This is a genomic window from Bacillus lumedeiriae, assembly GCF_044891285.1.
Lineage (GTDB): Bacteria > Bacillota > Bacilli > Bacillales > Domibacillaceae > Pseudobacillus > Pseudobacillus lumedeiriae.
Genome location: NZ_JAUIYO010000005.1, coordinates 92,681 through 115,875, shown reverse-complemented (window position 1 = coordinate 115,875; position 23,195 = coordinate 92,681). Strand labels below are relative to the sequence as shown.

18 protein-coding genes are annotated in these 23,195 nt (G+C 43.3%); 12 read left to right on the top strand and 6 right to left on the bottom strand.

Annotation, left to right across the window (positions count from 1 at the left end; genetic code table 11):
* Positions 1 to 137 precede the first annotated feature (137 nt).
* The 6 genes from addB to QYG89_RS09175 all read left to right on the top strand — a co-directional run bounded on the left by addB (position 138) and on the right by QYG89_RS09175 (position 11,645).
* A complete protein-coding gene (gene addB, locus QYG89_RS09200) occupies positions 138 to 3,623 on the top strand; it encodes a helicase-exonuclease AddAB subunit AddB (RefSeq protein ID WP_404316700.1) in 3,486 nt (1,161 codons plus the stop codon).
* Entirely contained in the window at positions 3,616 to 7,332 is a 3,717-nt protein-coding gene (addA, locus tag QYG89_RS09195; RefSeq protein WP_404316699.1) for a helicase-exonuclease AddAB subunit AddA, read from the top strand. The genes addB and addA overlap by 8 nt, the downstream gene beginning before the upstream one ends.
* Before the next feature lie 26 nt (positions 7,333 to 7,358).
* A complete protein-coding gene (locus QYG89_RS09190) occupies positions 7,359 to 8,543 on the top strand; it encodes a DUF418 domain-containing protein (protein ID WP_404316698.1) in 1,185 nt (394 codons plus the stop codon).
* A gap of 14 nt (positions 8,544 to 8,557) precedes the next feature.
* Entirely contained in the window at positions 8,558 to 9,460 is a 903-nt protein-coding gene (locus tag QYG89_RS09185; RefSeq protein WP_404316776.1) for a fumarylacetoacetate hydrolase family protein, read from the top strand.
* A 76-nt stretch (positions 9,461 to 9,536) separates the two neighbouring features.
* Entirely contained in the window at positions 9,537 to 9,899 is a 363-nt protein-coding gene (locus tag QYG89_RS09180; RefSeq protein WP_404316696.1) for a YisL family protein, read from the top strand.
* A 237-nt stretch (positions 9,900 to 10,136) separates the two neighbouring features.
* Positions 10,137 to 11,645, top strand: a complete 1,509-nt coding sequence (locus tag QYG89_RS09175; RefSeq protein ID WP_404316695.1) for an alpha-amylase family glycosyl hydrolase — start codon at positions 10,137 to 10,139, stop codon at positions 11,643 to 11,645.
* Between the two features lie 102 nt (positions 11,646 to 11,747).
* Here the strand turns inward: QYG89_RS09175 and QYG89_RS09170 are convergent, their stop codons facing one another.
* From QYG89_RS09170 to QYG89_RS09160, 3 genes are all read right to left on the bottom strand, one after another.
* Complete coding sequence (locus QYG89_RS09170) at positions 11,748 to 12,614, bottom strand: SDR family oxidoreductase (RefSeq protein WP_404316694.1); 867 nt, start codon at positions 12,612 to 12,614, stop codon at positions 11,748 to 11,750.
* A gap of 113 nt (positions 12,615 to 12,727) precedes the next feature.
* The gene (locus QYG89_RS09165) at positions 12,728 to 13,219 is read right to left on the bottom strand and encodes a YajQ family cyclic di-GMP-binding protein (RefSeq protein ID WP_404316693.1); all 492 of its coding nucleotides are present in this window, start codon (positions 13,217 to 13,219) and stop codon (positions 12,728 to 12,730) included.
* 46 nt (positions 13,220 to 13,265) lie between these two features.
* On the bottom strand, positions 13,266 to 14,135 hold the full coding sequence (locus tag QYG89_RS09160; protein WP_404316692.1) for a DegV family protein: 870 nt from the start codon (positions 14,133 to 14,135) through the stop codon (positions 13,266 to 13,268).
* Between the two features lie 109 nt (positions 14,136 to 14,244).
* On the opposite strand from QYG89_RS09160, the gene QYG89_RS09155 reads away from it, so the two are divergent.
* Positions 14,245 to 15,099, top strand: a complete 855-nt coding sequence (locus QYG89_RS09155; RefSeq protein WP_404316691.1) for a YitT family protein — start codon at positions 14,245 to 14,247, stop codon at positions 15,097 to 15,099.
* A 52-nt stretch (positions 15,100 to 15,151) separates the two neighbouring features.
* Here QYG89_RS09155 and QYG89_RS09150 read toward each other — a convergent pair whose 3' ends face one another.
* Complete coding sequence (locus QYG89_RS09150) at positions 15,152 to 15,982, bottom strand: Cof-type HAD-IIB family hydrolase (protein ID WP_404316690.1); 831 nt, start codon at positions 15,980 to 15,982, stop codon at positions 15,152 to 15,154.
* Between the two features lie 189 nt (positions 15,983 to 16,171).
* Between QYG89_RS09150 and QYG89_RS09145 the strand changes: the two genes are divergently transcribed.
* Positions 16,172 to 16,480, top strand: a complete 309-nt coding sequence (locus tag QYG89_RS09145; RefSeq protein ID WP_404316689.1) for a metal-sulfur cluster assembly factor — start codon at positions 16,172 to 16,174, stop codon at positions 16,478 to 16,480.
* A 152-nt stretch (positions 16,481 to 16,632) separates the two neighbouring features.
* Here QYG89_RS09145 and QYG89_RS09140 read toward each other — a convergent pair whose 3' ends face one another.
* Positions 16,633 to 17,445, bottom strand: a complete 813-nt coding sequence (locus QYG89_RS09140) for an undecaprenyl-diphosphate phosphatase (RefSeq protein WP_404316688.1) — start codon at positions 17,443 to 17,445, stop codon at positions 16,633 to 16,635.
* A 172-nt stretch (positions 17,446 to 17,617) separates the two neighbouring features.
* On the opposite strand from QYG89_RS09140, the gene clpB reads away from it, so the two are divergent.
* Positions 17,618 to 20,215: an ATP-dependent chaperone ClpB gene (gene clpB / locus QYG89_RS09135; protein ID WP_404316687.1), complete on the top strand. Its 2,598-nt coding sequence runs from the start codon at positions 17,618 to 17,620 to the stop codon at positions 20,213 to 20,215.
* Positions 20,216 to 20,279: 64 nt separating this feature from the next.
* On the opposite strand, the gene QYG89_RS09130 is transcribed toward clpB, so the two are convergent.
* Positions 20,280 to 20,462 carry a YjzD family protein gene (locus tag QYG89_RS09130; protein ID WP_404316686.1) on the bottom strand — a complete coding sequence of 61 codons (183 nt, stop codon included), beginning with the start codon at positions 20,460 to 20,462 and terminating at the stop codon, positions 20,280 to 20,282.
* 195 nt (positions 20,463 to 20,657) lie between these two features.
* Here QYG89_RS09130 and QYG89_RS09125 point away from each other — a divergent pair, with 195 nt between their 5' ends.
* From QYG89_RS09125 to QYG89_RS09115, 3 genes are all read left to right on the top strand, one after another.
* A complete protein-coding gene (locus QYG89_RS09125; RefSeq protein WP_404316684.1) occupies positions 20,658 to 21,617 on the top strand; it encodes a BMP family ABC transporter substrate-binding protein in 960 nt (319 codons plus the stop codon).
* A gap of 19 nt (positions 21,618 to 21,636) precedes the next feature.
* A complete protein-coding gene (locus QYG89_RS09120) occupies positions 21,637 to 21,828 on the top strand; it encodes a ComZ family protein (RefSeq protein ID WP_404316683.1) in 192 nt (63 codons plus the stop codon).
* 432 nt (positions 21,829 to 22,260) lie between these two features.
* Positions 22,261 to 23,193: a beta-ketoacyl-ACP synthase III gene (locus QYG89_RS09115; RefSeq protein ID WP_404316682.1), complete on the top strand. Its 933-nt coding sequence runs from the start codon at positions 22,261 to 22,263 to the stop codon at positions 23,191 to 23,193.
* Positions 23,194 to 23,195 lie beyond the last annotated feature (2 nt).

Here is a 23,195-nt window from a genome sequence, read left to right as displayed (position 1 = left end):
GGGGAAGAACGCCGGCTCTTTTTTTCGTTGGCCGTCTGTTTAGTGTTTTTCTGAAGATGACAGAACGTATGATCTGTATTATGATAAAAAGATAATATAAACAGCTGCAGGAAGAAAACCTATTGGAGGGGAAGAGCGTGTCTGTTCAATTTATGATCGGCCGGTCAGGTACCGGCAAAACGAGACGAATGCTTGAATCAATAAAAAATAAGATTAAACATCACCCTGCCGGCGACCCCGTCATTTACCTTGTACCGGAGCAGATGACTTTTTTATCTGAGTACTCAATAGCTTCTGATCGGGAGCTTGGAGGCATGATCAGAGCGCAAGTATACAGCTTTACACGTCTTGCCTGGCGGGTTCTTCAAGAGACAGGAGGAATAAGCAGGCAGCATATTTCTTCAGCAGGATTGAATATGCTGATCCGTAAAATCATTGAAGATAAAAAAGAAGATTTAAAAATATTTTCCGGTGCAGCAGATAAGAATGGTTTTATTAGTCATGTAGAGTCTATGCTGACAGAGTTTAAACGGTATTGTATTACTCCACAAGAGCTGGAAGAAAAGCAAGAGGAATTGAAGAAAAGCGGAGGGGCGAAGGCGTTAACAGATAAACTCCATGATTTGCAGACGATTTATAGTGACTTTGAAGAAGTGCTGATGGGCAAGTATGTCGACTCGGAGGATTATTTGCACTTACTGGCAGAAGCTATAGCTGTTTCAGATTATATCCAACAAGCGGAAGTGTTTGTGGACGGTTTTCACAGCTTTACTCCACAGGAATACATGGTGCTGCATCAGGTAATGAGACGGGCGAAGAAGGTAACGATCGCTTTAACCATCGATGAGCCCTTTCGTTCTGTGCTGCCTGAAGAAACTCATTTATTCCGCATGACCGGGGAAACGTATGCGACTGTTTATGAATTGGCAAGAGATAGTGGTATACACGTAGAGGAAGATATCATTTTAACTGCGCCAGAACGATACAAGACGGACAGCTTAAGACATTTGGAAGCATCTTTCGACAGCCGTCCGCCTCATTCATTCGAATCAACGGAAAATCTTTGCGTGATGCAGGCAGCAAGCAGGAGAGCAGAAATTGAAGGGGTAGCAAGAGAAATTCGAAAACTTTCCCGTGAAGAAGGCCTGCGCTTTAAGCAAATGGCTGTGCTTGTCCGTAATGGAAAAGAATATCAACAGCTGATTGAGACCGTATTTCGAGATTATGAGATTCCTTTTTTCATTGATCAAAAGCGCCCAATGCTGAATCATCCATTAATTGAACTGATTCGCGCCACGCTGGAAACGATCAGCAGCAACTGGCGATATGAATCTGTTTTTCGTGTCGTGAAAACAGATTTGCTGTTCCCGATGCAGGAGAATTGGCCGCGGCTTCGTGAGAAAATGGATCGGCTTGAAAACTACGTGCTCGCTTATGGCATAAAAGGCGACCGTTGGATAGAAAAAGAAAACTGGAGTTATCGCCGCTATCGGGGACTAGATCAGATAAATAAAATTCAAACAGATGAAGAACGTGCGATTGAAGAAGAGTTAAATGAAGTAAGAAAGATGATCTCTGAACCAGTATCCCGATTGGCCCGCCGATTGAAAAAAGCAGCGACAGGCAAAGAATATGCTGAAGCACTTTATTTATATTTAGAAGAACTTCATATTCCTGAAAAACTAGAGAAGTTCGGCTTAGAAGCGGAGGAGAGGGAAGATCTGGTTGCAGCAAGAGAACATAACCAGGCATGGAACGCGGTCATGGAGCTGCTCGATCAATATGTAGAAGTGCTTGGCGAAGAAGCGCTGACATTAAAAAATTTTTCTTCAGTGATCGACGCTGGGCTTGAAGCGATGAAATTTGCTAACGTGCCGCCTGCTGCAGACCAAGTGACAGTAGCGAATCTTGAACTTTCCCGCTTAAGTGATGTCGATACTGTATTTATGATTGGCGTCAATGATGGTGTATTGCCGGCAAGGCAAATAGAAGATGGCATATTAGCAGATGAAGACCGTGAAAAGCTGCTGGCGGACGGTATGAAACTCGCACTCAGCAGCAGGAGGAAAATGCTGGATGAGGAGTTTACGGCATACCGCGCATTCACTGTTTCATCACGCCGGTTGTATATCTCCTACCCGATTGCCGATGATGAAGGTAAATCATTGCTGCCCTCCTTATACATTAAAAGAATCAAAGAATTGTTTCCGGCTATGGAAGAAAAGTTACTCGTAAATGAACCTTCTGAATTGGATGAGCAGGCGCAGCTGCAATACGTATGTCATCCTGATCCAACGTTAGCTTATTTAGTCTCTCAGCTTCAGTTAAAGGGACTTCACTATCCGGTGTATGACTTCTGGTGGGACGTGTATAACTTTTACATGGACCACCCGCAGCAGAAAGAAAAAGCGAAACGGGTATTATCGAGCTTATTTTATAAAAATGAAGCCGTAAAGCTTGATGAGACAGTCACTACAGATTTGTACGGAGAGGAAATGCTGGCAAGTGTTACACGGATGGAGCTGTTTAACAGCTGTCCATTTTCACACTTTGCCAGACACGGACTAAAGCTGCGGGAGCGGGATGTTTTTCGTCTGCAGGCGCCTGATATAGGCAACTTGTTTCATGGTGCATTAAAGTGGATCGCTGATGAAGTAGAAAGACGAGGATTAAAATGGCCTGAACTATCGAAGGAGCAATGTCAAAGATTAGCGGGCGAAGCAGTGACACAACTGGCGCCTCAGCTGCAAAACCAAATACTATTAAGTTCTAACCGTCATCTTTATTTAAGTAAAAAACTAGAGCAGATTATTTGGCGGGCTTCCTACGCCTTGAGCGGACAGGCGAAAGCGAGCGGCTTTTCTCCTGTCGGTATTGAGCTTGGCTTCGGACCGGGAGAAGAACTGCCGCCATTGTCTTTTACGTTAAAAAATGGTACGAAAATGGCGCTCGCCGGCCGCATTGACCGGGTGGATCAGGCGAAAGGAAAAGAGGGCGTGTATTTGCGGATCATTGATTACAAATCAAGCAGTCGTGACCTCGATTTGACGGAAGTGTATTATGGTCTTTCCTTGCAGATGCTTACTTATTTAGACATTATATTGACGTATTCGCCGCAGATCGTCGGTACCCAGGCTTCCCCAGCGGGTGTGCTATATTTTCATGTGCACAATCCGCTCATCAGCAGCAAGAAAATCATGACATTAGAAGAGATCGAGCAGGAAATGTTTAAGAAGTTTAAAATGAAAGGGCTCATTCTTGGAGAAGAGGAAGCGCTGCAGCTCATGGATATGAACCTAGCGACAGGCATTTCAGACATTGTCCCGGCTTCTTTTACAAAGAGCGGCAAACTAGCTAAAGCATCACAAACAGCTGATAGACAAGTGTTTAAAGGAATGAGAAGCCATATTCGGCAGCTATACCAGCAGTCGGGTGACCAAATTGTTGATGGAAGCGTCGATATTACACCTTATCAATATAAAAAGACGACACCGTGCCAATTCTGTTCTTATCGGCCTGTCTGTCAATTTGATGAATCACTTGAAGAGAATAATTATCGGCTCATTATGCCGAAGAAAGATATACTTGAAAAACTGGCAGAGGAGGGGCAGATGAATGAGTGAATTAATGATTCCTGCTAAACCAGAAGGAACCACGTGGACGGATGATCAGTGGAAAGCAATTGCAGCGAATGGAAGAGATATTCTCGTCGCTGCGGCTGCCGGTTCGGGAAAGACCGCCGTTCTTGTTGAGCGGATTATTCGTAAAGTGATAGATAAAGATCATCCGATAAACATTGATGAGATGCTCGTCGTGACTTTCACCAATGCGGCCGCCGCGGAAATGAGGCAGCGTATCGGAGCAGCACTGGAGAAAGAAATGGAGTTAGATCCGTCGTCGAATCATCTGCGCCGGCAGCTGACGCTGTTAAATAAAGCATCCATTTCAACGCTTCATTCTTTTTGCTTGGAAGTCATCCGTAAATATTATTATTTAATCGATATCGACCCTGCTTTTCGAATTGCTGATGAAGGCGAATTGAAGCTGCTTTGGGATGAAGTGCTCGATGACTTTTTTGAAGAGGAATACGGCAGAGAAAACAATGAAGAGTTTTACCGGCTTGTTGATACATTTTCTAATGACCGCAGTGACGCAGAACTGCAAACGATGATGAATACATTATATGACTTTGCGCAGTCACATCCCCGCCCTGACGAATGGCTGGACAGCCTTGATCAGTTGTATAACGTATCAGGCGGAATAGAGGAAATGGACAGCCTGCCGTTTATGGACTCTTTAAAATTTACGGTTGATCTCTCCTTGGAAGCAGCTGAGAGGAAACTTGTGGAATGCCTCGATATGGTACAAATGCCGGGCGGCCCTGTGCCGAGGGAAGACATGTTTGCCGCAGAACTGCAAATGGTCCGCCGTCTTCGTGCTGCCCTTCCATCGTGGCAAAAGCTGTACGAAGAAATGCAGACCGTTCAATTTCCCCGGCTGAAAACCTATAAAGGGGAAGAGTATGATCCGGAATTGGCCGAACAGTCAAAAGTGCTGCGTTCAGAGGCGAAAGAGGTTGTCAGCAAGCTTCAAGACGAATACTTTTCTCATAAACCGGAAAGTTATTTGAAAAATATGGGTGAGATGAAGGAAACGATCGCTGCGCTTGCTCGTCTTGTTCAGCGCTTTACTCTTAAATTCCAAGTGGCCAAACGAGAAAAAGGGCTCGTCGATTTTAACGATTTAGAACACTTTACGCTGGCCATTTTAACCGGAGAGGAAAATGTTCCTTCTGAAGCAGCGCTTGCTTATCAGCAGCATTTTAAAGAAATCTATTTGGATGAGTATCAGGATTTTAATATCGTTCAAGAATCGATTATCGAGTTGTTAAAGTCAGGTGAGGAAGAAAGCGGGAACTTGTTCATGGTCGGCGACGTGAAACAGAGTATTTATCGTTTCCGTCAGGCGGAGCCGAATTTATTTTTAAGCAAGTACAAACGATTTTCAACGAAAGGCCAACATAGCGGCCTGCGGATTGATTTAGCGCAAAACTTTAGAAGCCGGGCCGAAGTATTGTCCGGGACGAATTTTTTGTTTAAGCAAATCATGGATGAGAAAATCGGTGAAATTGAATATGACCGGCAGGCAGAACTTGTCAAAGGGGCCAGTTATCCAGAACATATGCCGTTTCCGGTTGAAACCATCCTCATTGATCAAACGGATAATAGCTCGGACGATCCAGAGATGGCAGAAGCAGCACAATCTGAACTTGAGGCGAGATGGATGGCTGAAAAGATTAAAGAACTTGTCGCATCAAGGCATCCTGTGTATGATCCGAAAACAAAAACAGAACGCCCAATTCAATATCGGGATGTCGTGCTGCTAATGCGCTCAATGACATGGGCCGGTGTCATCAAAGAAGAATTCAAGCAGGCGGGCATTCCGCTCCATGCGAAAGTATCAGGCGGTTATTTTCAAGCGATGGAAGTAGCTGTGATGATTTCGTTGTTAAAAGTGATTGATAATCCGTACCAAGATGTTCCTCTTGCTTCGGTCTTGCGCTCTCCTATTGTCCGCTGTACGGAAAATGAGTTATCCATCATTCGGCTTGCAGCCAAATCAGGCTCCTATTATGAAGCTGTTCAGGCATTCGCAGCTGTCCGCCCCGAACCGCAATATGAGCAGCTGCATGAGAAAATCAGCAAGTTTTTGGAGAAACTATTAGGCTGGCGTGCCCTTGGCCGTCAAGGTGCACTGTCGACATTGATTTGGCAGCTGTATCGTGATACACACTTGTACGATTTCGTCGGCGGCATGCCGGGCGGAAAGCAAAGGCAGGCTAATTTGCGCGCTCTTTACGACAGGGCACGGCAATATGAAGAAACTTCTTTTCGTGGATTGTTTCGTTTCTTACGATTTGTGGAGCGGATGGAGGACCGGGGCGATGATTTAGGAGAAGCCGGTGCACTCAGCGAACAGGAAGATGTCGTTCGCCTAATGACAATCCATGCTTCGAAAGGGCTGGAATTTCCTGTCGTATTCGTAGCAGGTTTAAATCGATCGTTTAATATGATGGATTTGCGAAAAAATTATTTGCTTGATAAAGAACTTGGCATCGGTGTGAAGTATGTTCATGCGGAGAAGAGAATCAGTTATCCATCATTGCCGCAGCTCGCGTTAAAACAGAAGAAGAGGATTGAACTGCTTGCGGAAGAAATGCGTGTGCTCTATGTTGCATTGACCCGGGCGAAAGAAAAGCTATTTTTGCTCGGCACGGTGAAAGAAGCAGAAAAAGAGCTAAACAGATGGACAAGAGCCCGCCAACAATCGAATTGGCTTTTAGATGATGAGGCAAGAGCTGCAGCTACCTCTTATTTAAATTGGATAGGACCGGCGCTTACTCGTCATGTTGATTTTACTTTGACAGGCACTAGTCATTTAGCGGTGCCGGCTGCTTTAGCGGAACACCCTTCGAAGTGGAGTGTGCAAGTGGTGCCGGCTGCAGCTCTTCAACAGACAGTCATTGACCCAATGGGAGAAGGCGACAGCTGGCTGGAGAAGGTGCAGTCATTTACACCTATTCCTGCTTCTTCTGAATTTAGAGAAGAAATTGAAAAAAGGATGAACTGGGAATATGCAAATAAGCCTGCAACGCATCTGCGTTCAAAGCAGTCGGTTTCTGATTTAAAACGGATGAATGACATCTTTAATGAAGGGGCGGGAATTGATATTTCTAGAGAATACCAGCGTCCTATTTTTCGTCGGCCTTCGTTTATGCAGGAAAAGACACTATCGCCAGCGGAAGCGGGAACAGCTCTTCATACGGTCATGCAGCACGTATCATTGGAGAAGCAGCCTGAGGTGGAAGACATCCAACGGCTGTTAAGCGAACTGATTACGCGAGAGCTGCTAACTGCTGAGCAGACGGCGGCAGTTGACCCTGAAAAAATAGCTGTCTTTTTCCAAACGGACCTTGGACAGGCGTTACTGCAGGCTGACCGTGTACACAGAGAAATCCCATTTAACATGGGCGTGAAGGCGGACGAATGTTACCCTGAATGGGAAGGGCCAGAAGAAATCATCATCGTTCAGGGAGTGATCGACTGTCTCATTGAAAAAGACGAAAAATTATACTTGCTTGATTATAAAACAGACAAAATAACCGGGCGTTTTCCAGGAGGAATGGAGCAGGCTGGACCGATTCTTGAAAAACGCTACCGTGTGCAAATCAATTTGTATGCACAAGCTATCGAACAAATATGGAAGCGGAAAGTGGATAAAAAGTTTCTCTTCTTTTTTGATGGGGCACATTTGCTTGAGGTTGATAGCTGATCGTGTGTAATGGGAGGACGAAATGTGTGCAATTAACACCGATGAAAGAAGAACAGCGTATTACAGCGCTGGATAGCTTACGGGGCTTAGCACTGTTAGGTATTTTCATAGTAAATATGATTTCTTTTCATTCACCTTACTTGTATTATGATCCTTATGAATGGTGGAAAGGGGCAGAAGATGCCTGGCATTATCGCTGGATTGATTTGTTTATACAAGGGAGTTTTTATCCGCTGTTTGCGATGATGTTTGGCTTCGGAGCAGCGATGCAAAGGGAACATGCTATTGAAAGCGGCAGGTCGTATACAGCGGCGGGCATTCGCCGCTTTGCTTTTTTACTATTGATTGGCGTTATTCATGCTTTTTTTATCTGGCCGGGTGATATTTTAATCAATTATGCGGTCTTTGGATGTTTATTGTTGCTGTTTTTACGGCTTTCTGGAAAAATATTAATTATCATAGGTAGTCTTTTATTGTTTTTGCCAAATGTATTCTTGAGTATCCTGCTCGTTCTCATGGCGGCTGTTGATCCGACGAGCGCACTGCATTGGACGGATATAGGCGGCATTGAGAGTTCTATTGCTGCTTATAGCAGCGGCACCTTTACAGAAATCACGAAACAAAGGGCAGCGGACTGGCTGCTTACGAATGGGCCAGCCGCATTTTGGATGCAGCTCATTGCTATTTTCCCGCACTTTCTTATCGGGGCAGGTGCACAGAAGCTGCAAGTATTTAAGAGAGGGCAAGAGCGTCCGGCTGTTGCTTTTGGTGTTTTTATCTCTTTTTTTGTGACAGGGATTATTTTAAAAGCGATGCCGCATGTTCTTGAGCCGAATCTTGCTTACGTATATATTCAAGATTCTGTCGGCGGCCCGCTTCTCGCTGTCAGCTATGCGGCACTTGTCATTTGGACCAGTTCGTTGAGAGGAGCAGGCAAGTTTTTGAAGCCGTTTGCAGCTGCTGGCAGAATGTCATTAACCAATTATTTGCTGCAATCAATCATTGGTACGCTGCTTTTTTACCATTATGGTTTTGATTTGTATGGTCAGATCAAACTTTCTACGGGTGTTTGGATTGCCGTTGCTATCTTTGCTGGACAGGTGATTTTCTCTGAACTATGGTTATCCAAGTGTAAGCGGGGGCCGGTGGAAGCGTTATGGCGTAAAGTTACTTATGGGTTTCAAAAAGAAGGAAAAGTCGATCATCAATAAAGGGGGAGCACATGATGAAATGGATTAGCTATCGTGTAAATGGACAAGAAACGTATGGGGTATATATGGAGGAAGAAAAAGTGATCTGGAACGTGCCGGCATTAGAAGAAAGTGTGTCTGGAAAAAGAACGCTTCCAAATACACTGGTTGAAGGCATTGCTTCTGGAGAAGAGTTCACTCAGCAAGTGAAACAATGGCTAAAAGCTGCTGGAGAAAAAGAAACGAAAGCAACGGCTATTTCTGCAGAAGAAGTTGAGTGGCTGGCTCCAATTCCGCGACCATTAAAGAATATTATGTGCATTGGGAAAAACTATCGCGATCATGCCATTGAAATGGGTGGCGTAGAAAGCATTCCAACCGATCTAATGGTGTTTACGAAAGCGCCTACTTCTGTCATTGCATCGAATGAACCAATCCCCGCTCATGCTCATTTGACGGAAACGCTTGATTATGAAGGAGAACTTGGCGTCATTATCGGTAAAAAAGGAAAGGATATTCCAAGAGAAGAAGCGCTTGACTATATTTTTGGCTACACGATTATTAACGATGTGACAGCCCGCGATATTCAAAAGCGTCATAAGCAGTTTTTTCTTGGCAAAAGCCTAGACGGCACTTGTCCAATGGGGCCGTGGATCGTTTCAAAAGATGAAGTGCAGGATCCGCACCGCTTGAACATTGAAACAAAAGTAAATGGAGAAGTACGTCAGCAGTCTAACACGGAGTATTTGATTTTCCCGATTGATGAAATCATTTCTACACTTTCTGAAGGGATGACACTCGAGCCTGGTGATATCATTGCGACAGGTACCCCGGCAGGAGTAGGTCAAGGGATGAATCCGCCGAACTTTTTGAAATCAGAAGACACAATTGAGATTAATATTGAACAAATTGGTACATTGTCAAATAAAGTCCAATAACGCGTAGTACAATCTTTCCTTCTCTTTTGCCAAAATGATACTATAGAAAGGAAAAGCAGAAAGGAGGGGGACTGACATGGAAAGTTTATTTTTTAACAGTACCCATTTACATATCACAACATGGGTGATCGCGATTATTTTATTTTTTATCGCTCTTGGTAAATATTCAACGGGTGCTCATATGGCATTGAGGCTATTTTACGTACTCGTATTAGTAACCGGTGTACTTCTCTTTATTCGACATCACAGCATTAACGATATGCTGTATGGCATGAAGATGCTTGCCGGCTTATTAACAATCGGGCTCATGGAAATGGTGCTCGTCCGCAAGAAAAAAGGAAAAGAAACGAGCAAAGTACTGATCGGCGCCATTGTTTTGCTGATCGTCACTCTTTACTTAGGATTCAAACTGCCAATGGGCTTGAATTTCTTTGCTTGATGGATCATTTAGAGAAAGGCTGTACCTGCTTCATAAGGCGGGGCAGCTTTTTTTGCAGAAGGGTAATCATTATCACATGATGGATAACGTGGCTAATAGAACGATTCTGCATCTAAGTGGGACATGGATGTTTAATCCTTGTAGATTTAATGAACTTTCTTTTTTGCGTTTGACGGCAGTCGTGGAAAAGCGTAATCTAAGAAGCGATATGATCATTTATTGTAGGGGGAAGCGGAAGTGAAAAAGAAACTATGCTCGCTCGTCTTATTGCCGTTTCTTCTTTTATACGCCTTTCCTGTCGGCGCTGTAGAAAAAGAAGAACGAACGTGGCAAGATGAAACGATGTATTATTTAATGACCGATCGTTTTTATAATGGGGATAATAAAAACGATACAGAAATAAATAACAATGATATGCACGCGTATCAAGGTGGAGATTTTACAGGTGCAGCATCCAAATTAGATTACATAAAAGATATGGGGTTTACTTCCATTATTATTAGTCCGGTTTTCCAAAATGCCGACGCTGGATATCATGGCTACTGGATAACTGATTTCTATGAAACAAACAAACAATTTGGTTCGCTGAAAGAATTGCAGCAACTTGTCAAAGAAGCGCATGATCGCGGCATGAAAGTGATCGTAGATTTTCCGATTACACGGGTCAGTCCTGCCCATCCATGGGTGAAGGACACAGGGAAAGCGGAGTGGTTTAGAGCGAAAAGCGAACAGCAAGAAGAAAAATGGCTCGGACCGATGGCTGTGCTCAATCTAGAAAATGAGGCCGTGAAACAGGAACTAATGAAAGTGGGCAAGTGGTGGATCGAAAAAACGGACGTGGATGGCTACTATTTAAGCGATGCTGTTCATTCCCCAATTTCTTTCCTGCAAGACTTTTCAAAAGAAGTGAAGCAGCAAAAAAGCTCTTTCTTTTTGCTTGGTGAAGGCAGTGAAGAAGAGGACATAGAGCGCTTTAAGGAGGCAGGAATAGACAGCATGATGAATGCTAAACTATCTGCTTCGCTGCGGGAACAGTTTAAAACGGTGAATCAGCCTTCTGATCAAAGTGCTTCCCTGCTGAACGAAACGACAGAAAAAGATTCTTTCTTATCAGCAAATTATTTTGATTCTAACAAAACGGCTCGTTTTACAAAAATGATAGAGCAGGAAAATATGTTTCCTGGCACACGCTGGATGCTGGCGTTCACTTATTTATATACAATACCCGGATTTCCAGTTGTTTATTACGGTTCAGAAGTCGCCCTTAATGGGGAAGAAGGAGTCGAAAGCCATCGCCTGCTGAGCTTCAAAGAAGATCAGGAATTAATTGATCATATGAAGAAGGTTAGTGAATTGCGTCAGAAACTGCCGGCGTTGACAAAAGGAACCTATGAACCGATCTATGATAAAGATGGCATGACCGTCTTTAAACGGCAATATCAAGATGAAACGATCGTAGTAGCCGTTAATAACTCTGATAAAGCGCAAAAAGTCGTTATTCCTGCCGAAGAACTGAATGGAAATAAAGAGCTGCGCGGTTTACTTTCCGGCGGCATGGTTCGTCCGGAAGAAGAGAAATTTACGCTCATCATCGACAGAGAGGAATCTGAGATATTTGCATTAGCTGAAAAAACGGGCGTGAATAAGTTGTTTATCACAGCACTTGCTGCTGTGTATGTCATTTTTATGATCTTCATTTATCTCGTTTGGAAACGGGGAAAAGCAGCACGTGCCAGCAATGACTAACACTATTTTGTTTATGGGCTCCATGACCGCCCGATAGAAAAAACTGAGGATGTCCAAAGGATAAGACTTTTAGGACATCCTCAGTTTTTTTGTTGTGATATTTTATCCGTTTACAATCGTTCCGCCATTAATATGGATCATCTGGCCGGACATGTAGCTGGAGTCATTGCTTGCCAAAAACACATAAGCAGGTGCTAGTTCAGCTGGCTGTCCTGCACGTCCAAATGGTGTGTCCGCACCGAATGCTCCCACCTTTTCAGCAGAAAAAGTAGAAGGAATAAGAGGCGTCCAAATGGGGCCGGGAGCTACGCCGTTGACGCGAATGCCATCTTTAGCAAGTGACATGGCAAGAGAACGTGTAAACGATACAATAGCTCCTTTCGTGGCTGAATAATCAATTAGCGTTGGGTTGCCTTGATAGGCTGTAATCGAAGCTGTATTAATAATGCTTGCTCCTTTTTTCAGATGTGGCAGCACGGCTTTTGTCATATAAAAATAGCCGAAAATATTCGTTCGAAAGGTCTTTTCCAGTTGTTCGGCCGTAATATCGAGCAGGCTGTTCTGCGGATGCTGTTCGCCGGCATTGTTGACAAGAATATCAATTTGACCAAACGAATCCAACGTTTTTTGAACGGCTTCTTCACAAAAATCTTCAGAGCCGATATCACCTGAAATAAGCAGGCATTTCTGGCCTTCTTGTTCGATTAATTTTTTTGTTTCGTTTGCATCTTCATGCTCATTTAAATAAACAATGGCGACATCTGCACCTTCCCGGGCATAATAAATAGCTGCTGCCCGTCCGATACCGCTGTCTGCTCCTGTAAATAACGCTTTTTTGCCTGATAGCTTACCGCTGCCCTTATAATCATCGCAAATGTGATCAGGTTTTGGATTCATTAGCTCTGTTTTTCCGGGCTGTACGTCTTGATGCTGTTTCGGAAATGTTTGTTTTTGTTCTTGTTGACTCATTTAATCACCCCTGATACCAGTTTTGTCATCCATTTATGTTTACCCGGGGAAGATTTATTTAATCGCATACAAAACAAAAACCGGATGGAATGGTTCCACCCGGAAATATTGAATCAGCGAAAGTTAACGAATTGTACATCTACTGCCAAATCGGCTTCGCGGACTGCTGCCATGATTTTCTGAAGGTCGTCTTTATTCTTGCCAGTTACTCGCAGCTGATCCTCTTGGATTTGTGATTTGACCTTCAATCCGCTTTCTTTAATGATCGTATTGAGTTTTTTTGCTGTATCTTTATCGATGCCCTGCACCAATTTTGCCCTCTGGCGGACCGTTCCGCCTGAAGCGCCTTCCACTTTCCCGTAATCAAGGTTCTTTACAGGCACAGATCGTTTAATTAGTTTTCCGAGCAGCACATCCTTGAGTTGTTCGAGTTTAAACTCGTCGTCAGAGAGAAGAACAAGCTCTTCATTATCAAGTGAAATATCACTTTTACTCCCTTTGAAATCATAGCGTGTTTTAACCTCTTTCATTGCTTGCTGAATCGCGTTTGTTACTTCTGAAAAATCTACTTTTGAAACAATATCAAATGAGTTTTCTTTAGCCATTCTTGTGTCCACCTTTCTTTTCATCTATGATTGATGCTGTTTTCATTTAGCTAAACGTTTCGGCAGAGGGAGATTCATTTAAGAAAAACAATGCCATCGTACCTGGTCCTGCATGAGAAGCGATGACTGAGCCGATAATATGGATATCAATCTTTTGACAGCGGAAACGTTCAGTGATTTTGTTTTTTAGCCATTCCGCTGTTTCGGGATCATCGCCATGACTGATGGCGATTCGCTGTGAGTCAATGTGCTTCCCGCGTTCCTCCATAAGGTCCAGCATACGGTTTAACGCTTTTTTACGGCCCCGGATTTTTTCGAGAGGAACGAGTCTGCCTTCTTCCACATGCAAAACGGGTTTGATATTTAACAGCCCGCCGATCCAGGCAGCACCATTAGAGAGCCTGCCGCCTTTCGCCAAGTAGCCAAGGTCTTCAACGGTGAAAATATGCTCCATGTGCTGACAGTGGAATTGTATATCTGCTTTCACATGTTCTTTAGACCAGCCTTTTTTAAGGCATTCAGCGGCCCTCATGACAATTAAACCGTAGCCTAAAGAAGCAGCTTTCGTATCAATAATTGTTAAATCAAGTTCGGGATAAATTTCTTTTACTTGATCGCGCATCATCACAGCCGTCTGATACGTACCGGAGAGAGCCGAAGAAAAGGCTGGATAAATACCGGGCTCACCACTTTTCGCTAGTTCAGTGAATAGTTTTTCTAAAAGGAGCGGGGAAGCCTGGGAGGTTTTTGGCATGTCACCTTGACGGATGGCTTGGTACACCTCTTGTGGCTGAATGCCTTTTATATCTTCATAGTCCTTGCCATTCAAATGAACGTGGAGCGGGATCAGCGTGATTTGATTGCGCTCGAAAAAATCCAATGGCAAATCGCAAGCCGAATCAGCAAATAGTTTCATTTGTTGAATCTCCCCCTTTATCTGTAATAATTGTAAAGGCTTTATTAAAAAATAACAATTAAATTGAATCCAGGATATCGAGCAGCCTGGAGGAGGAGTTGAAAATATATTGCTGAAAGAATCCACTTGGGGATTAACGAAAAAAGTATGTATTGTGATCTTTGGCTCCTTTTTAAATGCGATGGCGATGAACTTTTTCCTCATTCCAGCTAATGTATACTCAAGCGGATTTCAAGGTGTAGCTCAGCTGCTGTCAAATATCTTTACATCATTTACATCGCTTCATGTATCAACAGGGATTCTATTGCTCTTATTGAATATTCCCGTAGCCATTCTCGGCTGGGTAAAGGTAGGTAAATCATTTACACTCTTTAGCTTTTTGTCTGTCTTGCTTTCAACTTTTTTCCTTGAATGGATTCCTGTGAAGGCCTTATCAGATGATATTCTTTTGAATGCTGTTTTCGGAGGTGTCATCAGTGCAGCTGGTGTCGGTTTGACGTTGAAATGGGGGGCCTCTACTGGAGGACTCGATATCATTGCGATGATTCTTTCACGGACGAAAGACCGGCCGATTGGAAATTACTTTTTAGTGATGAATGGTGTCATTATTTTGCTTGCTGGCCTCATTTTTGGCTGGGAAAAAGCATTGTACACACTTGTGGCCTTATATGTATCCACGCGCGTTGTGGATGCCATTCATACACGTTATGCTAAGCTGACGGTAATGATTGTGACGGAAAAATCGGAAGAAATGAAAAGAGCCATTCATGCTAAACTTGTCCGCGGCATTACTGTGATTCCAGCAAAAGGCGGATATTCAGGAGAGCAGCGTGAAATGCTTATGAGCGTCATTACGCGGTATGAATTATATGATTTAGAGCGAATTATTAAAGAGGTGGATCCCCGTGCATTCACGAATATTTTGGAGACATCGGGTGTGTTCGGTTTCTTTAGAAAAGAATAACGAATCAAAAAGCCGGCTTGTACGCAAAAGAAGCGCACAAGCCGGCTTTTTCTTAGATCGTTGGTTTTTCGATCTTAAGGTTTAATTTAGCTTCTAAGAAAGAAGCGACACCGTCTTCTTCATTCGTTAATGTCACTTCATTTGCAATAGTTTTCAGTTCGTCAATGCCATTGCCCATGGCGACGCCGATCCCTGCATATTCGATCATTTCAAGGTCGTTGTCTTCGTCGCCGAAAGCGATAATACGCTCTTTAGGGATATTTAAATCAGCCGCAGCCCGCTGGATGCCGATCGCTTTATTTAATCCGAGCTTTACAAGCTCTATCACATGCCATGGGGGTGACCAGCGGCGATGATGAATCACTTCTGCGTGGACATCACTTAAATGATCGCGGATAAGGGGAGCTGTTTCCTCTGTCGCATGAATGAGCATGCACGTAGGATCATGAATAAGCATCTGCCGCAAATCTCCAGTAGTGACAGCAGGATTTCCCATACTAAATAGATTAATGAGCTTTTCGTCGTGGTAATGAAAGTATAGATCGTCTTGTACTTCAGCAACGATATTATGAAAGTTAAAATCATGGCACGCTTCCACAACTTCCGCAGCTGTTTTCATATCCATTGGCTCATGATATATCCCCCAGCTATTGTTTCGCGGGTGATGAACAAAAGCACCATTGAAATTCACCATTGGTGTTGTTAATTCAAGTTCACGGTAATAGATTCCGCTCGAGCGATAAGGACGGCCTGTAGCGATCATCACTTCATGCCCTTGTTCCCTCGCTTTTGCTAATACTTGTTTCGTACGAGGAGAGATTTTTTTATCATCTGTAAGCAGCGTTCCATCCAGATCGACTACAATTAAATGCTTTTCAGCCATAGACTGCAACACTCCTTTTCATAGTTTCCCTGTTACAAGTGTACGCCTAACTAGATACATATGTCCAATGAAGCACGAATATTTACATAAAGTTTACTTATTTGCCCGAAAATAAGTGTTCAAGCTGATAAATAATGCGTCACTTTGTTATCATAAGGAATAACACATAGTTAGAAGGAGGAAAAAAGCATGGATCAGGATTTAAAAGAAAATATTTTAGGGGCGCTGGAACAAGTGATTGACCCGGAACTGGGCATTGATATTGTCAACCTTGGTCTCGTTTATGATGTAGACATGGATGAAGAAGGGAAAACGAAAGTCACAATGACGTTAACGTCGATGGGATGCCCGCTTGCCGGCGTGATCGTGGATCAGGTAAGAGCAGCCCTTGCAGATATTCCAGAAGTAAAGGAAGTAGAAGTGGATATCGTTTGGAATCCACCGTGGTCACGAGACAAAATGTCCCGCTACGCAAAAATTGCCCTTGGCATCCAATAATTAAAAAAGCATCGGCGATGTGCCGATGCTTTTTTTAATGGCAGGGAAGTAGTGAACAAGTGGGCGAAATGATAAACAAAACCTCGAAAATGTGAATAACACGATCAAGGTCGTGAATAACTCTCATCTAATCTACTAAACTAGATTATTGATTAAAGGAAAATTAATACAAGCGGTCCAACGATAAAGCAGTAAATTGCAAAGTATTTTAAGTTTCCTTGAGCCATGATATTCATGAACCATTTTAATGAGACATAAGACATGATAAATGATCCAATAAACGCTAAAGTGTACGGGATCGCCAGCTGCTTCAGGTTGGGATCACTTAGAATGTCTGAGAAACTTAAAACCATGCCGCCGACGCTGACAGGAATAAATAGCAGAAAAGAGAAGCGGAGGGCGGTTTCCTGTTTCATGCCAAGCCCCATCGCAGCAACAATCGTTGCCCCAGAACGGCTGATTCCCGGGATGAGAGCGACTGCTTGGGCACAGCCGATAATGATGGCATCACTTAATTTCATGTCACCGTCATTTTTGCGGCCTCTTAAATTACGAATGGTCCAAAGAGCGATTCCGGTAATAATAAGTGTAATCGCAACTGTGCGGACAGAAGACAGCTGACCTTCAATAAAATCACCAAACACGACACCAATGACTCCCGCAGGAATCGTTGCGATGATTAAGTATACAATAAACATAAACTCGGACCGATCTTCTGGATTTCGGTCTTTTACATAATTCAATCCATTTACAGCGAGATGCATAATATCAGCACGATAAATAGCCAGTACTGCGAGCAGCGACGCAGAGTTAACAAGCAGTTCGAAAGACAGTCCTTGAATTTCAATACCGAAGAAATGTTTAGCAATTTGCAAATGACCGCTTGAAGAAATAGGAATCGGCTCCGTAAAACCCTGAAACAAGCCTAAAAATAAGTATTTTAGCAGTAAATAAGCGTTTTCCACTATAAAATCCCCCACTGATAAAAGTTTCATTTTATAATGTAGCACGTTCGGGTAAGAAAGTATAAAGATATCCTTTTTACGTTTACAATGTCGTATCGCTTTACAATTTGCCCTACAAGGAAATATAATCTAATCAAAGGTCAATAAAGGTCAAAGGAGGGTGGAAAGTGATATGGATATCGAACGGATGACGCTGTCGGTGCAGGAAGCGCTGGCGCAAGCACAAGAAACAGCGGAAGAAAATAAACATACAGAAATTGATCTTGTCCATTTTCTACTGGCACTTGCCGGCCGGACAGACAGTTTAATGGCGCGGATCATTGAACGAGCAGGCAGCAGTAATACACGCTGGCTTGCCTTTCTTCAGGAAGAGCTGACAAAGAAGCCGTCCATTTCTGGAGAAGGAGTGAAATACGGAGCCTATGTTGCGGCTGCTTTGCAAACTGTACTAAATCAAGCAGATCAAATTCGGGAGAGATGGGAAGATGACTATCTTTCTGTCGAACATATTATGTCTGCCTTATCAGAGACAAATGATTACGAAATCAAAAGGTTTTTAGAAAAAGAACAACTGACAACAGCCAAAATAAATGAAGCCATTAAAGAAATAAGGGGGAATCAAAAAGTGACATCACAGCAGCCAGAAGCAAGCTATGAAGCATTAACGAAATATGGCCGTGATTTAGTGGAAGAGGTTCGTTCAGGGAAGGTTGATCCTGTTATTGGCCGCGACAATGAAATCCGTCATGTTATTCGTATCCTTTCTCGAAAAACGAAAAATAATCCGGTGCTGATCGGGGAGCCGGGTGTCGGGAAAACAGCAATTGTTGAAGGACTTGCGCAGAGAATTGTCCGCAAAGATGTACCGGAAGGATTGAAAGATAAAACGATTTTTGCGTTAGATATGAGCGCTCTCATTGCTGGAGCGAAATTCCGCGGAGAATTTGAGGAAAGACTGAAAGCTGTGTTGAACGAAATTAAAAAAAGTGATGGCAGGATTCTATTATTCATTGATGAACTGCATACGATCGTCGGGGCGGGAAAAACAGAGGGAGCGATGGACGCAGGCAATATGCTGAAGCCGATGCTTGCCCGCGGGGAACTGCACTGTATCGGGGCAACAACACTCGAAGAACACCGTAAATATATCGAAAAAGATCCGGCATTAGAGCGCCGCTTCCAGCAAGTGCTCGTTCAGGAGCCGACAACAGAAGATACGATTTCCATTTTGCGCGGATTAAAAGAACGGTTTGAAATTCACCACGGGGTGAAAATTCATGATCGGGCGATCGTAGCGGCAGCGACACTGTCCAATCGATACATTACTGACCGTTTCTTACCTGACAAAGCGATTGATTTAGTGGATGAGGCATGTGCGATGATCCGGACAGAAATTGATTCCATGCCGAGTGAACTGGACGAAGTGACCCGGCGTGTCATGCAGCTGGAAATTGAAGAAGCGGCGCTGCAAAAGGAAACGGATTCAGCGAGTAAGGAAAGATTAGCTCAGCTTCAAGGAGAATTAGCGAATTTAAAAGAAAAAGCGAATGAAATGAGAGCACGCTGGCAATCAGAAAAAGAAGCGATTGGACAAGTGCAGGAAAAAAGAGAACAGCTGGAGAAACTGAGAAGAGAGCTGGAAGATGCAGAAAATCGCTATGATTTAAATAAGGCGGCGGAGCTTCGCCACGGAAAAATTCCGGCGATGGAAAAGGAAGTGCTTCAGCTTGAACAAGAGATGGAGCGGGCGAATAATAATGACAATCGCTTATTACGGGAAGAGGTAACGGAGGAAGAGATCGCTTCGATCGTTGCCCGCTGGACAGGCATTCCTGTTACGAAGCTTGTGGAAGGAGAGCGTGAGAAACTGCTGCGCTTAGAAAGTATCTTGCATGAACGGGTGGTTGGACAGGAGGAAGCGGTTCAGCTCGTCAGCGATGCGGTACTTCGTGCCCGGGCAGGTATTAAAGATCCAAATCGGCCGATTGGTTCATTTATTTTCCTCGGACCGACGGGTGTCGGGAAAACAGAACTTGCGAAAACGCTGGCTAATACATTATTTGACAGCGAGGAACAAATGATTCGGATTGATATGTCTGAATACATGGAGAAGCACGCGGTTTCCCGATTGATTGGTGCACCTCCCGGTTATGTTGGCTTTGAAGAGGGCGGACAGCTGACAGAAGCACTGCGCAGAAAGCCGTATTCTGTTGTACTTCTTGATGAGATTGAAAAGGCTCATCCGGAAGTATTTAATATCCTGCTGCAAATGCTCGATGACGGCCGAATTACTGATTCACAAGGCCGGACGGTTGACTGTAAAAACACGGTCGTCATTATGACATCTAATATCGGGTCTGAGTTTTTACTGGATCGTAAAGAGAATGAGGAAGAAATTCAGGAAGGAACGAAAGAAAAGGTAATGAGTCAGCTGCGGGCTCATTTCCGGCCGGAGTTTTTAAACCGTGTAGATGACATTGTTTTATTTAAGCCGTTAAGTCTTGCGAATATTAAAGGAATTGCTGAGCGCATGATTGGAGGATTAAAGAAAAGGCTGGAGGATCAGCAAATCAGTCTCGTGCTGACAGAAGAAGCGAAAGAGTTCATTGCAAAAGAAGGATTTGATCCTGTATATGGGGCTCGGCCGTTGAAACGCTTTATTCAGCGCCAGATTGAAACAAAGCTTGCTCGCGCGATCATCAAAGGCAGTATCCCCCTTCATAGCGAGGCAGTGATTGATGTAGAGGATGGAGAGCTTGTTGTGAAATGAAAACTGAAGGTGCCTAGAAATAATGAAAGCAGCTGCTAAGGCAGCTGCTTTCATTATTTCTTATTTAATGCTGTTCTGCATGCTCATTCGTGATTAACGTGGAAAGAACAAATAGGATCACTGTAGCAGCGATAGAGAGAATGAAGCCCGTCATAAAGCTAAATTCAACACCATTCATTGAGCTGACAACGTATGTTAACATTTCTGTTAGTAAAAAAGTCCAAATGAAAGTCATAATGTATTGCATGAAATATCCCTCCTTTAGCAGAAGATATGTATACAAATCAACACTAATCATAGCATAGCCAACAACTAATTTTAAATAAATTTTTGTCATTATATTTAACTTTTTTAATGAACTTATTCAAAAAACCTTTTCTTCTTCATAAATACCAGTAAGATAAAGAAAGGTAGGCGGCTTCGTTTAAAAGGAGAAAGAAAAATGATAAACAAAACGTTACAAATGATAGTGTGTATCTTTTTGACGGCAGGCTTCGCAGGATGTTCAGGCAAGCAGAAATCCGAACAGCTGGAAAAAGTGGGTTTACTTGTGCCCGATACAATTAGCGATCAAGTTTGGGGAACAAAAGGATATAAAGGCATGTTGAAAATACAAGATGCCTACGGATCAGATATTTTTTATAAAGAAAATATTCATTCACAAGCGCTGGCAGAACGGGCTGTGGAGGAATTTTCTCATAAAGGGATCAAGATTGTGTTCGGCCACGGCAATGAATACGCTGATTACTTCAATAAGCTGGCTCCTTATTACCCGGATATACATTTTGTCAGCTTTAATGGCAATGCCGCCGAAAAAAATACGACAAGCTTAAAATTTGAAGCACATGCCATGGGGTTTTTCGGAGGTATGACAGCGGCACATGAATCAAAAACAGGTACAATTGGCATTGTGGCTACTTATAAATGGCAGCCAGAAGTGAAAGGCTTTGTAGAAGGGGCTAAATTTGAACGAAAAAATATTCGGATTGCCATCCAATACGTCAATGACTGGGATGACTCAGATAAAGCCTTGCAGCTGCTGGATCATGTGATTAATGAAGGTGCAGATGTTGTCTATCCGGCCGGAGATGGCTATAATGTACCTGTTATTGAAAAATTAAAAGAAAAGAACTTGCACGCGATCGGCTATGTATCTGACCAGTCTGAACTTGGAAAAGAAACGGTGCTGACGAGTACCGTGCAGCATGTAGATAAACTTTATCTGCTCGTTGCCAATCAATTTACTAAGGGAACGCTGAAATCAGGGAATCTTCACTTTGACTTTGCGGACAATGTGATCTCGCTAAGCCCTTTCAGCTCCAAAGTGGATCAAGCTTTTCAGAACAAGACGAGAGGGTATATAGACGAATATATCGAAACAGGCAAGCTGCCGAATAAATAGGTAAATGGGGGAAACAAAAATGAATGAAAACAAAAACATGGAATTTATGCAAATTGCTATGAAATACTTGCCAGAAGCCCAAGAAAAGCTGAAAGCGTCAGGAATTGACTTTTCTATGGATTTAATCGAACCGTTTATGGGGATGTTTTTGAATGTCATGAATGAAGCGTATGAGCTTGGCAAGAAAGAGGCACAGCAAACGGCTGAATAATCACTGGCTCTGTTAGCGAACGAGGTTCGTAGTTAGCTTAGCTTGGCTTTGTTAAACGTGCCTGTTGATTTCTGCTGCAGGTGCTCGCTTTCCGCCTGCAGGGTCTCTCGTGGACACGCTTTTCCCGCAGGAGTCCCGCACCTTCCGCTCTAATCAACAATAGTCATTAACGCGGTCTTTAGTTCATTTTAGCTTCAAAGGGACAGTCCTCATCATTGGCGCATCGCTGATTGAGCGGCAGTCCTTTTTTTGTAAAGGATAGGGATGTCATCAAGATAAGAAATGTCTATCGAATGAATAAGAAAAGACAGCTGGAGCAGGCAGGCGACAATATTCATCTATTGCAAAATCAGCCTTTTTTCAGTAAAATTAGCACCAAGTCTTAATAATTGATGATACATGATAATAAAGTTGTTGAAAGAAGGGAACCTGATGAACGCAGGGGTTATTGGAATAGGACATTTTGTACCTGAAAAAGAAGTAACCAATCTTGATTTGGAAAAAATAATGGATACATCCGATGAATGGATTCGTACAAGAACTGGTATAGAATCTAGAAGAATTGCGGGAGATGACCTCAGTACATCTGAGATGGGAGTAAAAGCAGCCAAAATAGCATTAGAAGATGCAGGGATTTCACCTGAAGAAGTTGGGTTGATTCTAGTGGCGACTGTTACACCTGACTATCCATTTCCATCGGTAGCAACAATGATTCAACAGGAAATTGGTGCGAAAAACGCGGCGGCTATGGACATTAGTGCGGCTTGTGCTGGGTTTATGTATGGAATCGTGACAGCGAAACAATTTGTTGAATCACAGGCCTATAAGCATGTACTTGTTGTCGGTGTGGAGAAGTTGTCTAAAGCAGTGGACTGGGAGGACCGGAATACAGCTGTTCTATTCGGTGATGGTGCCGGTGCAGTTGTTGTGAGCGGAGTATCCGAGGGCCGCGGCATTTTGGCCTTTGAACTTGGAGCGGATGGTTCAGGCTTCCAGCATTTATATCAGGACAAGTATATTCATATGAACGGCCGGGAAGTATTTAAATTTGCTGTGCGCCAAATGGGTGAATCATGTGTGAACGTATTGGAAAAAGCAGGTCTTCAAAAAGAAGACGTTGATTTTCTGCTGCCTCACCAGGCGAATATTCGTATTATGGAAGCGGCTCGTCAGCGGCTTGATCTCCCGCAGGAAAAGATGTCTGTTACGATTAATAAATATGGCAATACATCATCTGCCTCCATTCCGATTACATTAATGGAAGAATTAAATGCAGGAAAAATCAAAGAAGATGATTTGCTGATCATGGTTGGATTTGGTGCCGGTCTTACATGGGGCGCTATTGCGATGAGATGGGGACGCTAGAT